The organism is uncultured Paracoccus sp., assembly GCF_947487305.1.
Taxonomy (GTDB): domain Bacteria; phylum Pseudomonadota; class Alphaproteobacteria; order Rhodobacterales; family Rhodobacteraceae; genus Paracoccus.
Genome location: NZ_CANKWH010000011.1, coordinates 131997 through 146637, shown reverse-complemented (window position 1 = coordinate 146637; position 14641 = coordinate 131997). Strand labels below are relative to the sequence as shown.

The following is a 14641-nucleotide window of genomic DNA, read 5'->3' as shown; positions in this document are numbered from 1 at the left end:
GGGTTGAGTTCCGCGACGGCGTCCGCCACATTCAAGCTGCCGCCTGATCAAGCGTCACCAACTTTCGAGCATATCTCGATGGAGCCGGGTGCGCCGATCTATGTCTGGCCCTATGCGCCAGCCATGCCAGGCGGCATGGATCCGCTCTCGAATGATGCCAAGGCCTACTATGTGACCACGGCTGGGGCACCGGTCACCAGGCAGGCGGCACGAGCGCTGCTCGACCAGGCGAAACGGCCTGCACGCATTGGCGGGTTTCCCGAAGACCTTCCGCCCACCTGGGTTGCGGTGGTCGCCAACTGGCAAGAGGTCGCGCGCCTCAGCCGCGAAACGGAGGCCAGGCCATGATCAGGATGATGAGGCTGATGGCGCTGTTGTGCCTCCTGCCGGCGCAACTCGCTGCGTTCGAGGCCAGCCAGCCGATCGACGCAGCCGATGGAACCTATACAGGTATTGCTTCGGGCAGCGGCAGACAGTTCCTGGGGATCCGCTATGCCGAGGCACCGGTTGGCGATCTGCGCTGGCGCGCGCCGCAACAGGTGGCTCCTGCAGGTGAGGTGAAGGCGCAGGCCTTCGGCGCGCGTTGTGTCCAGCCCCAGGATGGATGGAACTTTGCTCCGACGGCCTCCACCCCAATGACGGGCAGCGAGGATTGCCTGTTTCTCAACGTCTATGGTCCTGCCGAAGGCAATGACCTCCCCGTCATGGTCTGGATCCCGGGAGGCGGATTCGTGACCGGCGCTGGCAGCGACTATGATGCCCATATTCTCGCGGAGACGCAGGATGTCATTGTCGTGACCCTGAACTACCGGCTGGGTGCGCTTGGTTTTCTCGCCCATCCGGAACTCGGGGAGGGCGGCGGCAATTTCGGCCTGCAAGATCAGCAGATGGCACTGGAATGGGTGGCACGAAATATTCAGGCCTTCGGTGGCGATCCTGCAAGGGTGACGCTTTTCGGCGAGTCCGCGGGTGGTGTCAGTATCTGTGGGCACCTTCGTTCGCCGGACGCGGCGGGACTATTTTCTGCTGCCATCATCCAGTCAGGCCCGTGCTTTGGGCGCCCGCGTGATGTCGCCGAGCAAACCGGCATGGCCTATGCGGAGGCTGCCGGATGCGAGGGCGAAAACGCAATGGCTTGTTTGCGGGCCTTGCCCGCGACGACCGCTGCCACGATCGTGCCGGGCGATGTCGCAGCAGGCTCAACTCCCTGGAGCATCGTGAATGGCACCGAAACCCTGCCGCGCGACCTCCGCGCATTCGCTGACGGGGACTTCAATCGGGTGCCGGTCATCAACGGCTCGAACCTGGACGAGGGGCGCCTCTTTGCCGAAGTGGCCCTTCCGGCCATGCAGTCGGCCCAGAACTATGAGGCGAATCTGCGCGTTCAGTTCGGCGATGCGGCCGAGGCCGTGTTGGACGCCTATCCTGTATCGAGCTATCCCTCCATCCCCTTGGCCTATGCCGACTATATGACCGATTTCATGTTCGCCTGCCCGGCCTTGAGCGCCAGCAAGGCCATGGCTGCGCACACGGCAGTCTATGCCTACGAGTTCAGTGAAAGGTCTGGCGCCAAAGGGAGCGATACAGCTTTGCTGCCAAGCCTCGGAGCCCATCACGCCAAGGAGATTCAGTTCATCTTTCAGACGCCGACCTTTTTTGGCGGACCTGCCGAACTCAGCTCGGACCAGATGCGTCTGTCGCAGCAGATGATGGCTGCCTGGGCGGCCTTTGCCCGTACCGGCTCGCCTGTCATCGACGGCCAGCCTGAATGGCCCGCCATCTCGGATCAGCGGACACTTGTGCGGAACATCGACCTGACCGCCCCCGCCCTTCGCACCGACTTCGCCAGTGTCCACAATTGTGCCTTTTGGGACGCGCAGCTCGAATGAACGTGCGACCGCGACTGAAACAGCCGTCAAAATGATTGAAAGAGCTCAGCCCCGACAAAATATGTTCGGGGCTGGGCCATGTCCCAAATTCCGGAATGCGTCAGGGCGGCCCGGCGGGTTTTTCTGTCTCCTCTCGGGAGCGCGGTTCTAGGGGCGCAGTGTCTGGATGGTGATATAGCCCAGCCCGGGCCCCGCCCATTGCCGCGAGACCGGGATCTGGCCGCCTTGCACCATGAAGCTGTTCTGGAAGCTGAGGCCAAGCCCCTCGCAATTCTCGACCATCACGCCCGGGTTGGGGCCTGCGCCGACCGTGCAGTTGAAGGTCATCGGCCGTTCCAGCCCGTCACCGGCATAGTAGCGGATCACGCGCTGCGCCGTGCCCGAGCGCTGATTGCGAATCAGCGCTTCGGTCGCGGGTTCGGTCACTGACATGTCATTGCCCAGCCCGCGCGTGCCGAGCAGCATCCCATTACGCAGAATCAGCGCCTGCTCATTCGGGGTCATGTAGGTGCGCATGGCACCGTTCTGGCCGGTCATCGCCATCACCTGCGTCCGACCGGCGGCTTCCAGTCCGGCCAGGATCAATGGTGCTGGGTTTACCCGCAGAGCCTCGGCGGCCATCTGCTCGGGCGTGCGCGCCGGGGCCTGCGGCTGGCTGGCAGCCCGGCGTTCGGCCAGGGCGTCACGGGCGACCTGAGCGGCCACGCCAAGCGGCGATGCGCTTTCATCTGCCGACTGGTTGCCGCAGGCAGCAAGCCCGAGCAATGCGATTGCAAGGGCGCCTTTCATCATCGTGCCGGTCATCGCCAGAATTTCCCCCAACCTTGGTAGAGCTTGCCCGAGTGACTGTCGCGCACGGTGTCGTAAAGCCGGCCATTCACCTCTAGCCGCGAACCGCCGTCACGCGACAGCGAACGCAGGGTACTGCCTGCTTCCTGGCGGCTTGGCTGGCCGGTGGCCCAGCTGAACGGGATCGAGATGGTGATACCCTTGTCGAACGACCCCTCTTCGAAGGATTCCTCGCTCATGTTCGTCTTGGTCGCGTAGGCACCGACGCGCCAGCCATTCGCGAATTCGCGTGTCAGCGTGACCGTCGCGCCGTCATCGCCGGCCAGATAGCGGCCGATATCAAGCTGGCCGGTGAAACCACCGCCGAATTCGTAATAGGCCGAGACATGGCCGGTGGTGACTTCGTAGTCACGGAAGCTGAAGGCATCCTCGAAGTCGCGCTTGCGCACGCGGTTGATCTCGGCCCCCAGCGCCAGCGGGGAATTGACCGGCTTCCACAGGGCTTCGGCCGAGACACCGCCATAGGCACGCTCGAGCAGGCCGGCGGTGACTCGGGTATAGACCGTATCTGTGGGCTTGGCGTACCAGGCCAGCGTCAGTTCGGGAACGACCGGTCCGTCGCTGTTGGAATACATGCGGGTGTCCGAGCGCACGCGCGGCACGCCGAAATCGTTCATGTCCGTGCCTTGGGCGAGGTATTCCTCGGGCGTCAGGTCGGCCGGGCCTTCCTGCTTGATCGTGCCAAACGCGCGCTGCTGCACTGCGCCCGACAGGACCAAGCCCGGCACAAGTTCATAGCTGCCGCTGAGCCGCGCGCCGACTTCATAGCGGAAAGGGTCGTCGGCGTCGAAGATCGAGGTGGTCAGATAGGGACGCAGACCCCACTGGAACCGAGGATAGAGGCCGGGGGTCATGACCAGATTACCGGGGCGCGGATCGGCATCGGTCAGCGCCGCAGCATTGGCGATCTGGCTGACCTCGGTGTTCTCCAGCCGCTCGACATCCGAGCGGCGCAGCGTCACCGAACTGGTCGGAACGCCTTCCTCGACCGAGGTGATGACGAATGTCTCGACCGAGGGCGGCAGCGCCCGGGTCATCAGGCGCGCGCTGCGACCGATCGCCTCAGCCTGCTGAAGATAGCGGGTGTTGTTGATGCGAACCTCGGCCCGGTTGGCCGAGATTGCCATAGATTCCAGAACCTGCCCCTCTTTGGCGAGCGCATCCCCCAGCGAGGTCTGAAGCGCCGGATGGGCGGTCGGATCATTAGCCCAGACACCGGACCAGCCTTCGGGATCGGCACTCGGCGCGGGGCGCGGGCGGACCGGGGCAGGGGCCTTCTCAAGGCCCGACGGGAAGGGCGACTGATGCGCGTTCAGCGCCACGGTGAACTGAGCGCCAAATTTTTTGCCGCCGATCGTATAGGCGCCAAGTTCGTAATTGTCGCCGATGCGATAGTTCAGGCCGAGGTTGATCTTGCTGTCGGGCGCCTCTTCACCGGTTGCGCTCTCCTCGAGGGCATAAGGATCCTCGGAATATTCCGCGACCAGCCGCAGCTTGTCCGTTGCCTGCCAGGTGATCGAGGCGAAGGGACTGGCCGGGCCGGTGAACCAGTCCTTGTAATTGGGCTTGCCGCCCTGTCCCACATCCGAGGGCGGGCGGAACTCGCCACCCAGGCGGCCCCAACCCACACCGGCGCTGACCCGTAGCGTCGGGGTGATGGTCTTGCTGGCGACAAGATATTCGGCCGAGTAGACACCGGTGCCCATGAAATCCTGCAAGCCGACGGCGACAGCCGGACGCCAGCCGTCCGGGTCCTCGTCCAGCGCCTGAAAGCGGATATCGAACGAGCGGTCCCACAGATAGTCGCGCTCGTCGATCTGGTAGTTGTCGATCCGCGAATAGCGCAGTGCCGCAGTCAGGCGTGGCAAGGCCTGGAACACCAGTGTGTTGCGGCGTGAATAGTCGGAATAGCCGACGGTCGCGCCAAGGGTACCATCCGGCAACATCTCGGCGGTCGGCGTGTCAATCCCACCCGGGAGGCCGTAAGAGTTCATTCCCCAGCCGATCATCGGCTCTGCCAGGGCCGTCTGGCTGCCGGATGCCACCAGCAGGGCGACAGGCAAGGTGGTCGCCAGCAGCTGGCGGAACAGACGCGAATGGCGCATGAGGATGGGATCTCCTGTCGGTATCTCGCCCACATTAGCGGGCGCGCGGGGCGTCGGACACCCCGCAGCTTCACTTCGGCAAAAGCCCGCGACCTATGGGCAACAGCCCTCAGCCCTGCGGCGCGGCAGTTGTATCGGCCGCTGCGGCTGCTGCCGGGGCGGCGCAGCCATTGTTCGTGCGGCCGCCGATCTTCAAGGTCGCCGACATCGGGAATTTCTCGCCCGACATGTCATCGACGCAATCGGCGCCACGCACGGTCAGCGCGAAGGCGCTGCCATCCAGTGTGCCGACGAATTCGACGCCCTGCGCGAAGGTCAGGCGGCGCACGGTGACGGTCCGGCCCTTCTGGTTTTCCGGGGTCTTGTAGACCGCCCGTTCGCCCGAGGCCTCGACCGTCCAGAAGGGTTCGTTGCCGCGCGCGATGAAGGCCACGGTGTTCAGCGTCTCGGCATTGGCGGTCGCCGAGGCCACCTGTTCGCCGCCTGCGACCTCGATCGCCTGGTCCAGTGGCGAGACGGCGGGCGGGCCCGAGGGAGTGGCAGGCTGCTCCGCCACTTCGGGCTTCATGCCGAGGCTGGTCTGGAGGTCGGTCATGGCCCCATCTTCGCAGGCGGTCAGAGCAAGGGGCAGAACCGCAAGGGCGGCGAGGCGCAGTTTCATGGTATTTGCCTTCGGGCTGGGATCACTGTCCGGCCAGCGATAGCAAAATGCCGCCTGCCGGGGCAAGGCCGCAGCGTCCGCGCGGGCGAAGCGCCGCCCAAGCCGCGCGGATCAGCAGTTGGGGACGTTCACCGCCAGCCCGCCAAGCGAGGTTTCCTTGTACTTCTCGCTCATGTCGCGGCCGGTCTGGCGCATGGTCTCGATGGCGGCGTCCAAGGGCACGATATGCTCGCCATCACCCCGAAGGGCGAGGCTGGCCGCCGAGACTGCCTTGATCGCGCCCAGCCCGTTCCGCTCGATGCAGGGCACCTGCACCAGCCCGCGCACCGGATCGCAGGTCATGCCCAAGTGATGCTCCAGTGCGATCTCGGCTGCGTTCTCGACCTGCTCGGGCGTGCCGCCCAGCACTGCGGCCAGCCCGGCCGCCGCCATTGCGGACGCGCTGCCCACCTCGGCCTGACAGCCGCATTCGGCGCCCGAGATCGAGGCATTGTGCTTGATCAGCCCGCCGACCGCCGCCGCCGTCAGCAGGAAATCGGGCAGGTCGCGCTCGCTGGCGCCTGGGACGTGGTCGAGCCAGTAACGGATGACGGCCGGAAGAACCCCCGCCGCGCCATTGGTGGGCGAGGTGACGACCTGACCGCCGGCGGCGTTTTCCTCGTTCACCGCCATGGCATAGGTCGACATCCAGTCGTTGATGACATGCGGCGCGGTCAGGTTCATGCCGCGCTCGGCCATCAGCTTTTCGTGCACGCCCTTGGCGCGGCGGCGCACGTTCAGCCCGCCGGGCAGATGCCCGCCGGTGGACAGCCCCCGGTCCATGCAGTCGCGCATCACCTGCCAGATCCGCCGCAATCCCTCGTCGGTCTTTGCGTCGCTACGATAGACCCGCTCGTTCTCGCGCTTCATCGCGGCGATGGACTTGCCCGAGGCCTTCGCCATCTCCAGCATCTCGGCGGCGCTGGCAAAGGGATAGGGCACCCTGGAGACGGCATCGCTCCGCCCCTCGTCGCCCTTCCTTGCCAATTCCTCCTCGGTCAGCACGAAGCCGCCGCCGACCGAGTAATAGACCTGGTGATAGATCACGTCACCCTGTGCATCGATGGCCGACAGCGTCATGCCATTGGCATGGCCGGGCAGGGCGTGGTCATAGTCGAAGCGCAGGTCGACCTCGGGGTCGAACGCCAGTTCCGGCAGACCTTCGGGCGTCAGCACGCGGGTTTCGCGGTTGCGGGCCAGCGCCGCCTCGGCCGCCTCGGCCTCGATGGTTTCGGGCACGAAGCCCGCCAGTCCCAGGATGGTGGCGCGGTCGGTGGCATGGCCCTTGCCGGTAAAGGCGAGGCTGCCGTGCAGGCTGGCCTTCAGCCCATGGGCGCGGAAGGGCTGCTCGCGCAGAGATTGCAGGAAGCGCGATCCGGCCACCATCGGCCCCATCGTATGGGACGAGGACGGGCCGACACCGATCTTGAACAGATCGAACACTGACAGGAACATCACGCTTCTCCTTCACCACCTGCCCAGTGTATGCGGCGCGAGCGCCGTCTCTGCCAGCCGGAAAACGACCACGGAGCCGGGCGGCAGCGACTCGACCCTTGCAGGTATTGCCTATAATATGGGCATGATGCCGCATATTTGAACATTGACCTGTCCCGGCGATCACGTCGCAGGGACGCGCGGCCCGCTCGCCTTGCAGCGGTGCCGCCCCCAGAGTGAATGAGAGACATGACCCAGCCTGACCCCATCCTTGTCGGCGACCAGCGGCTTGGCCCGCCGGTCTTTCTTGCGCCGATGGCCGGCATCACCGACCTGCCGTTCCGGCGGCAGGTGGCGCGCCATGGTGCGGGGCTTCTGGTCAGCGAGATGGTGGCCTCGACCGAGATGGTGACGCCGCGCCCCTCGACCCGCGCGGCGGTGCGGGCCAAGGCGCTGACCGAGGGCGCACTGCCGGTCAGCGTGCAGATCGCCGGGCGAGAGGCCGGGGCCATGGCCGAGACGGCGCGGATCGTTGCCGGCATGGGCGCGCGGATTATCGACATCAACATGGGCTGCCCGGCCAAGAAGGTGACGGGCGGGCTGTCCGGCGCGGCGCTGATGCGCAACCTTGACCACGCGCTGGGGCTGATCGACGCGGTGGTCGGCGCGGTCAATCTGCCGGTGACGCTGAAGATGCGGCTTGGCTGGGACGCCGATTGCCTGAACGCGCCGGAACTCGCGCGGCGGGCCAGCGATGCAGGCGTGCAGATGCTGACCGTGCATGGCCGGACGCGGGCGCAATTCTACAAGGGCAGCGCCGATTGGGACGCCATCCGGGCGGTGGCGAACCTGCCCGGGCGACCGCCGCTGGTGGCCAATGGTGATGTGGTCGACGCCGCCTCGGCCCGTGCCGCGCTGGCGCGGTCGGGCGCCGATGCGGTGATGGTCGGGCGCGGCGCGCAGGGCGCGCCCTGGCGGCTGGCGCAGATCGCGCATGAGCTGTGGGGCACGCCCGCGCCCGAGGTGCCGCAGGGCGCGGCGCTGGCCGAGGCCGTGGCCGATCACTACGAAGACATCCTGTCGCTCTATGGCGAAGAACTGGGCCTGCGCGTCGCCCGCAAGCACCTGGGCTGGTATGCCGAGGCGAACGGCGCCCCCGGACGCGACCTGATGATGCGCGCCGACAGCCCGGCAGCGACGCTGGCGCTGATCCGCAGCTGCTTTGCCGATGCCCCGGGTGATCCGCAGAACGGTCCCGTGGGGCGTGCCGCATGACCTGCGTGCCGCCCCCTGATTTCACCGCCTCGGACCCGGGCAGCGGCTGGTTGGGCCTGCCGCTGCCGGCGCTGGTGCTGGATGCCAGGGGGCGGGTGGCGGCGCTGAACGACGCGGCCGAGATCTGGCTGAACCTGTCCCGCCGCTCGACCCTCGGCAAGGCGCTGGAGGGTGAGGAGATGGCCGGACGGCTGCGCATCGACCCGTCGATCGCGCCCATGGCCCTGCGGGTGGTGCGTGGTGACGAGGCGCTGTTCCAGCCCCATGTCTGCTTCCAGATCGGCGACCGCGCAGGGCGGCACGAGGCGCGTTATGCCACCCTCCATGCCGGCCCGGCACCGGATGTGCCGGACGGGGTGTCGCTCTTGATCGTTCCAAGCGATATGGATGACCGCAATGGCCAGCACCGCGCCGTGCGGACCGCCGCGCGCAGTGCCATCGGCATGGCCGAGATGCTGGCCCATGAGATCAAGAACCCGCTGGCGGGCATTCGCGGTGCGGCGCAGCTGATGGCGATGAACGCCTCGCCCGAGGACCGCGAGATGGCCGAGATGATCGTCAGCGAATCCCGACGCATCGTCGCGCTGCTGGATCAGGTGGAACGCTTTGGCGACACCACCGGGCCGAAACTGGGGCCGGTCAATGTCCATGACGTGCTGGAACAAGTTCGCCGTTCGGCCAAGGTTGGCTTTGCCAAGGGGCTGCGGATCCTGACCGATTACGACCCCTCGCTGCCTTCCGCCTTGGCCGATCCCGACCAGTTGATGCAGGTCTGCCTCAACCTCGTCAAGAACGCCGCCGAGGCGCTGTCGCGGCGCGGCGGCACCATCCGCCTGCGCACCCATTACGACCACGCCATGCGCCTGCCGCCCTCCGAGGCCGAGCCGGGTGGCCGGGCGCTGCCGCTGCAGATCGAGATCGAGGATGACGGGCCGGGCCTGCCCGAGGCCATTGCCGGACAGATCTTCGAGCCCTTCGTTTCAGGACGCGAGAATGGCACCGGGCTGGGGCTGGCGCTGGTCTCGAAGATCATCACCGACCACGGCGCCTGGGTGCAGGTGGACAGCCGCCCCGGCCGCACGATTTTCCGCATTTCATTGCCCAAAGCCTAGACAGTCACAAGGACCGAAACCATGGATGGCACCGTTCTGATCGCCGATGACGACCGCACCATCCGCACCGTCCTGACCCAGGCGCTGACCCGGGCGGGCTGCCGGGTGCATGCGACCGGCTCGCTGGCGCAGCTGACCAAATGGGTGGACGAGGGGCGGGGGGATCTGGTCATCACCGATGTGATGATGCCAGACGGCAATGGCATCGACCGCATCCCGGCAATCCGCAAGGCCCGGCCCGACCTGCCGGTCATCGTGATCTCGGCTCAGAACACCATCGTCACCGCCATTCGCGCGACCGAGGCCGATGCCTTCGAATATCTGCCCAAGCCCTTTGACCTGCCCGACCTGATGGGCAAGGCCGGTCAGGCCCTGTCGCGCCGCCCGCGCCGCCCCAGCGAGCCGACGGTCGCGGGCGAGACCGTTTCGCCCGAGGGCGGGGCGGCGAGCGCCGATCCGGCCATGCCGCTGATCGGCCATGCCCCGGCGATGCAGGCGCTGTTCCGCATGGTCGCCCGGGTGCTGAACGCCGATCTGCCGGTGGTCATCTCGGGCGAGGCGGGGGTGGGTAAGTCAATGATCGCCCGTAGTTTCCACGATCTTTCCGACCGCAAGAATCGCGGGCTGGTGGTGCTGAGTTCCGCTGATCCGCTGGATGCGGCGCTTGCCCGGATCGAGACACAGGCGGTGGGGGGATCGGTCATCATCGAGAACCCGGCGGGCTTCGATCCGGCGGCGCAGGCGCGCCTGGTCGGGCTGATCGAGACCCTCGAGGCCGATCCCGAACCGGGCCGGGCGCCGCGGCTGATCTCGACCATGGGACATGATCCGCAGGCCGATCTGGCGGCGGGGCGGCTGCGGGCGGACCTCTATTACCGGCTGGCCGGAGTGACAATGAACGTGCCGCCGCTGCGCGCGCGGATCGAGGATATCGTGCCGCTGGCCCGGCATCTGCTGGCCCGCGCGGCGGCGCAGGGGCTGCCCGACCGCAGCCTGTCGGACGGGGCGGCGGCGCTGATCCGTTCGCATCCCTTCCCCGGCAATGTGCGCGAGTTGGAAAACACCATGCGCCGACTGGCCCTGACCGCCGCGCAGTCCGAGATCACCGAGGCCGAAACGCGCGAGGCGCTGGCGCTGGTGCCGGGGGCCGAGCTTTCGGCGCGGGTCGAACCCCGACTTGCGCCCGGCATTCCGGATCGCGGCAGCCGGGTGCCGCAGATGGTCTCGGCCGCCGATGCCCGGCTGGCGGATTCGGTCGAGGCGCATCTGCAACGCTATTTCGACCTGCATGGCGAGGAACTGCCGCCGCCGGGCCTCTATGACCGCATCCTGCGGGAAATCGAGAAGCCGCTGCTGGAAATTGCGCTGGACGCGACCGGCGGAAATCAGCTGCGTTGTGCCGATTTGCTGGGAATAAACCGCAATACCCTGCGCAAGAAGCTGACCGACCTGAATATCGAGGTGACACGGCGGCGCAAACTGATGTAAAAGGGCCACAGAAAGCAATGCCAGAGTCACGGCATTGCAACAACAGCCGCAGAAGACGGCGTTGAGGTGGCGATGGCAGGAGCTGCAGGCGGCTCGATACGGAACAGGCTCGCCGGGTTGGGCGATGGCTGGCGGTTGGAAGGCGCGGTCAGCGGCGCGATGCTGGGGCTGGGCCTTGCACTGGCTGTTGCGACGATTCTCGTCCTCGGGCCCTTCGGCGCGCGCACACCGCAATGGGTGCTGCGGCTGGTTTTGCTGCTCGACGTGGTCTACCTGATCGCGCTCGCCGGGCTTGTCACCATGCGACTGCTGCGAATGCTGGCGGCGCGGCGCGCCTCGGCCGCCGGATCGCGGCTGCACATGCGGCTGGTCGGCGTCTTTGCCATCATCGCGCTGGTGCCGACCGTGCTGGTCGCCCTCTTTGCCGGGTTGCTGGTCAATATCGGCCTCGAGGGCTGGTTCTCGGATCGGGTGCAGCAGGTGGTAAAGACCTCGCAGGCCGCTGCCGTCGCCTATCAGGAAGAACACCGCCACGATCTCAGCGAGGATGCGCAGGCGCTGGCCGGGGTGCTGACCCAGGCTGCGCGCAATGATCCGCTGATCCAGGACGGGATGCTGCGCGAATTGCTGGCCCAAGGGCAGGGGCTGATCCAGCGCGGGCTGCGCGAGGCCTATGTCATCGATGGCTCTGGCCAGATCCGGGCGCGCGGCGAACGATCCTATCTCTTCTGGTACGAGGCACCCTCGGCGGAGCAGTTCGATCAGGTCAGCGCCGATGGGCTGCTGCTGATCGAGGACTGGCAGAACAACGAGTTCCGCGCCCTTGTCGCGCTGCCGCCGCTGGCCGACCGCTATCTCTACGTCACCCGCGACGTGGACGGCTCGCTGCTGGGGCTTCTGGACGAGACCCGCAAGACCGTCGGCGATTACCAGCAACTCGAACAGACCCGGGGGCGGGTCCTGCTGGAGTTCTCGCTGGTTTATCTGGGCTTTGCCCTGCTGATGGTGGCCGCCGCCATCTGGCTGGGCCTGTGGTTTGCCAGCCGGTTGTCGCGGCCCATCGGGCAACTGGCACTGGCCAGCGAGCAGGTCGGTCGCGGCGATCTGGACGTGCAGGTGCCCGAGCCCGATACCGGCGACGAGATCCAGACGCTTGGCGAAAGTTTCAACCGCATGACCCGGCAGCTGAAGACGCAGCGCGAGGAGCTTGTCGAAAGCTATCGCGTGGGCGACGAGCAGCGGCGGCTGTTCGACAACGTGCTGTCCTCGGTCACATCGGGGGTGATCGGGCTGGATCCGGCCGGCGAGATCGATTTCCTGAACCGCTCGGCCACCCGGCTGCTGGGTCTCGATCCGGCGCGCGACATCGATGCGCTGCTGTCTCAGGCGGTGCCCGAATTTGCGCCGCTGTTCGACCGGCTTTCGGGCTCTGTGGCCGAGGCGGTGCAGGACGAGGTTCGGCTGAACCGCGAGGGACGGGTGGAAAGCCTGCTGGTGCGCATGGCGATCCGGCGCTCGAACGATGGCGGGGTCGAGGGCTATGTGGTGGCCTTTGACGATGTGACCGAGCTGGTCTCGGCGCAGCGCATGGCCGCATGGGGCGATGTGGCCCGGCGCGTGGCCCATGAGATCAAGAACCCGCTGACCCCGATCCAGCTGTCGGCCGAACGGCTCAGGCGCAAGTTCATGCCGTTGGCCGGCGAAGCGGACCGCGCCAGTCTTGACCAATATGTCGACGTCATCATCCGCCAGACCGGCGACCTGCGCCGCATTGTCGACGAATTCAGCCGCTTCGCCCGCATGCCCGAGCCTGACCGGGCCGAGATCGATCTGGCGCGGCTGCTGCGCGACGCGGCGCTGATCCAGCAGGATGCGCTTGGCGGGGCGCTGGTCTCGCAGATCCCCGATCAGCCGGTGATCGTCGATTGCGATGCCGGGATGCTGAGTCAGGCCTTCACCAACCTCCTGAAGAATGCCGGCGAGGCGGTGGACGAGAAGGCCGTCAACCCGCCCGAGGGCTGGGTGCCGCGGATCGAGGTGGTGATGCAGGCCCAGCCCGATGCGGTCAGTATCCGCATCATCGACAATGGCACCGGCCTGCCCGCCGATCGCACCCGCCTGTTCGAGCCCTATGTGACGATGAAGTCACAAGGCACCGGGCTGGGCCTGCCGATCGTCAAGAAGATCATCGAGGAACATGGCGGCAGCCTGTCCTTGACCGATGCGCCCGGCCACGAAGGGGCCATGGCCGAAATCAGATTGCCGCGGGAACGCCAGCCGGTCCGGCTGATGGCTCGGCGGCAGAAACCAGAAAAAGAGCAGACGGGGACGACATGAGCGACATTCTGATCGTCGATGACGAGCGCGACATTCGCGAGCTGATCGCGGATATCCTGAAGGACGAGGGGTTCCAGACGCGCGTGGCAGCCAATTCGGACGAGGCCATGTCCGAGTTGAACGCGGCCGAGCCTTCGCTGATGATCCTCGACATCTGGCTGAAGGACAGCCGGATGGACGGGATCGACATTCTCAAGCAGGTCAAGCGCAACAATCCCGAGGTGCCGGTCATCATCATCTCGGGGCACGGCAATATCGAGATCGCCGTGGCGGCGATCCGGCAGGGCGCCTATGACTTCATCGAGAAGCCCTTCAATATCGACCAGTTGATGGTGGTGATCAACCGGGCGATGGAGACCAGCCGTCTGCGGCGCGAGAACAGCAGCCTCAAGCGCGGCGATGTGAAGCTGGCGGATATGCTGGGGATCTCGGCCAGCTTCAAGCGGCTGCGCGACAACCTGGAAAAGGTCGCCAAATCGAATGGCCGGGTCATGCTGACCGGCGAGCCGGGGGCCGGCAAGGAACTGGCGGCGCGCTATGTCCATGCAAACAGTCCGCGTGCGCGTGCGCCCTTCATCACGGTGTCCTGCGCCACCATCGAACCCGAACGCATGGAAGAGGTGCTGTTCGGCCGAGAGACCTCGGAACGCGGGGTCGAGCCGGGGCTGCTGGAACAGGCTCATGGTGGGGTCATCTATTTCGACGAGGTCGCCGACATGCCCGTCGGCACCCAGCCCAAGATCCTGCGGGTGCTGACCGAGCAGCAGTTCAACCGCGCCGGCGGGGCCGACAAGGTGCGGGTCGATCTCAGGGTGATCAGCTCGACCAATCGCGACCTGGCGGTCGAGATCGCCGGTGGCCGCTTCCGTCAGGAATTGTTCGACCGGCTGAACGTGGTGCCGGTCGTCGTTCCCTCGCTGGCGGAGCGGCGCGACGACATCCCCCTGCTGGCGCAGCATTTCATCGAGGAGTTCAACCGCGACCAGGGTCTGACGCCGCGGGCGCTGCCCGACGAGACGGTGGCGGCGCTGCAATCCATGCGCTGGCCGGGCAATATCCGGCAGTTGCGCAACGTGATCGAGCGGGTGCTGATCCTGGCCGAGGATAGCGGCCCAATTCAACCTGCGGAACTCGAGCCGCAGGGGGCAAGCTCGGAAAACGGCGAGGCGCTGAGCCTCGGTCCGCAGATTACCGCGCTGGCATTGCGCGAGGCGCGGGAACTGTTCGAGCGGGAATACCTGCTGGCGCAGATCAACCGCTTCGGCGGCAATATCAGCCGCACCGCGCAATTCGTCGGCATGGAGCGCAGCGCCCTGCATCGCAAGCTGAAATCCCTGGGGGTCGTCGGCGGCGTCAGAATCGATGACGAAATGATGGCGGGCAAGTGAGCCGTGATTCCCGGTCCCCGGGGCAGGCTGTCCATTCCATGTTGCGGTCGGTCATTGGAAGTGG

Annotated in this window: 11 protein-coding genes; 7 read left to right on the top strand and 4 right to left on the bottom strand. The window is 66.5% G+C overall.

All coding sequences use genetic code 11. The features are described 5' to 3' along the window. Together Q1A36_RS14355 and Q1A36_RS14350 are read left to right on the top strand one after the other, a co-directional pair. The coding region (locus Q1A36_RS14355; protein ID WP_299845405.1) for a hypothetical protein at positions 1–348 on the top strand (348 nt) is incomplete at its 5' end. Further along, positions 345–1889, top strand: coding sequence for a carboxylesterase family protein (locus Q1A36_RS14350; protein WP_299845402.1), 1545 nt, complete (start codon positions 345–347; stop codon positions 1887–1889). The genes Q1A36_RS14355 and Q1A36_RS14350, both read left to right, overlap by 4 nt. Before the next feature lie 147 nt (positions 1890–2036). On the opposite strand, the gene Q1A36_RS14345 is transcribed toward Q1A36_RS14350, so the two are convergent. The 4 genes from Q1A36_RS14345 to Q1A36_RS14330 form a co-directional block, all read right to left on the bottom strand. Continuing rightward, positions 2037–2693 carry a YjbF family lipoprotein gene (locus tag Q1A36_RS14345; RefSeq protein WP_299845399.1) on the bottom strand — a complete coding sequence of 219 codons (657 nt, stop codon included), beginning with the start codon at positions 2691–2693 and terminating at the stop codon, positions 2037–2039. Beyond that, complete coding sequence (locus tag Q1A36_RS14340) at positions 2690–4843, bottom strand: YjbH domain-containing protein (protein ID WP_299845395.1); 2154 nt, start codon at positions 4841–4843, stop codon at positions 2690–2692. The genes Q1A36_RS14345 and Q1A36_RS14340 overlap by 4 nt, the downstream gene beginning before the upstream one ends. 109 nt (positions 4844–4952) lie before the next feature. Next, positions 4953–5504 (bottom strand): hypothetical protein, encoded by a 552-nt coding sequence (locus Q1A36_RS14335; protein ID WP_299845392.1) that lies wholly within the window; start codon positions 5502–5504, stop codon positions 4953–4955. A gap of 111 nt (positions 5505–5615) precedes the next feature. Next, on the bottom strand, positions 5616–6998 hold the full coding sequence (locus tag Q1A36_RS14330) for an L-serine ammonia-lyase (RefSeq protein ID WP_299845389.1): 1383 nt from the start codon (positions 6996–6998) through the stop codon (positions 5616–5618). Positions 6999–7226: 228 nt separating this feature from the next. On the opposite strand from Q1A36_RS14330, the gene dusB reads away from it, so the two are divergent. The 5 genes from dusB to Q1A36_RS14305 all read left to right on the top strand — a co-directional run bounded on the left by dusB (position 7227) and on the right by Q1A36_RS14305 (position 14577). Then, positions 7227–8252, top strand: a complete 1026-nt coding sequence (gene dusB, locus Q1A36_RS14325) for a tRNA dihydrouridine synthase DusB (RefSeq protein ID WP_299845386.1) — start codon at positions 7227–7229, stop codon at positions 8250–8252. Beyond that, a complete protein-coding gene (locus tag Q1A36_RS14320; RefSeq protein ID WP_299845383.1) occupies positions 8249–9364 on the top strand; it encodes an ATP-binding protein in 1116 nt (371 codons plus the stop codon). Before dusB ends, Q1A36_RS14320 begins: the two co-directional genes overlap by 4 nt. Positions 9365–9385: 21 nt before the next feature. Beyond that, positions 9386–10852, top strand: coding sequence for a response regulator (locus tag Q1A36_RS14315; RefSeq protein WP_299845380.1), 1467 nt, complete (start codon positions 9386–9388; stop codon positions 10850–10852). A 159-nt stretch (positions 10853–11011) separates the two neighbouring features. Continuing rightward, positions 11012–13189 (top strand): PAS domain-containing sensor histidine kinase, encoded by a 2178-nt coding sequence (locus Q1A36_RS14310; protein ID WP_299845421.1) that lies wholly within the window; start codon positions 11012–11014, stop codon positions 13187–13189. Further along, positions 13186–14577: a sigma-54 dependent transcriptional regulator gene (locus Q1A36_RS14305; RefSeq protein ID WP_299845377.1), complete on the top strand. Its 1392-nt coding sequence runs from the start codon at positions 13186–13188 to the stop codon at positions 14575–14577. The genes Q1A36_RS14310 and Q1A36_RS14305 overlap by 4 nt, the downstream gene beginning before the upstream one ends. The last annotated feature ends 64 nt before the right edge of the window (positions 14578–14641 follow it).

Excerpts from the sequence above, each read along its gene's own strand:
- Q1A36_RS14330 (WP_299845389.1), bottom strand. The coding sequence starts at position 6,998 with ATGTTCCTGTCAGTGTTCGATCTGTTCAAGATCGGTGTCGGCCCGTCC.
- Q1A36_RS14320 (WP_299845383.1), top strand. The coding sequence starts at position 8,249 with ATGACCTGCGTGCCGCCCCCTGATTTCACCGCCTCGGACCCGGGCAGC.
- Q1A36_RS14310 (WP_299845421.1), top strand. The coding sequence starts at position 11,012 with ATGCTGGGGCTGGGCCTTGCACTGGCTGTTGCGACGATTCTCGTCCTC.
- dusB (WP_299845386.1), top strand. The coding sequence starts at position 7,227 with ATGACCCAGCCTGACCCCATCCTTGTCGGCGACCAGCGGCTTGGCCCG.
- Q1A36_RS14305 (WP_299845377.1), top strand. The coding sequence starts at position 13,186 with ATGAGCGACATTCTGATCGTCGATGACGAGCGCGACATTCGCGAGCTG.
- Q1A36_RS14350 (WP_299845402.1), top strand. The coding sequence starts at position 345 with ATGATCAGGATGATGAGGCTGATGGCGCTGTTGTGCCTCCTGCCGGCG.
- Q1A36_RS14335 (WP_299845392.1), bottom strand. The coding sequence starts at position 5,504 with ATGAAACTGCGCCTCGCCGCCCTTGCGGTTCTGCCCCTTGCTCTGACC.
- Q1A36_RS14345 (WP_299845399.1), bottom strand. The coding sequence starts at position 2,693 with ATGACCGGCACGATGATGAAAGGCGCCCTTGCAATCGCATTGCTCGGG.
- Q1A36_RS14340 (WP_299845395.1), bottom strand. The coding sequence starts at position 4,843 with ATGCGCCATTCGCGTCTGTTCCGCCAGCTGCTGGCGACCACCTTGCCT.
- Q1A36_RS14315 (WP_299845380.1), top strand. The coding sequence starts at position 9,386 with ATGGATGGCACCGTTCTGATCGCCGATGACGACCGCACCATCCGCACC.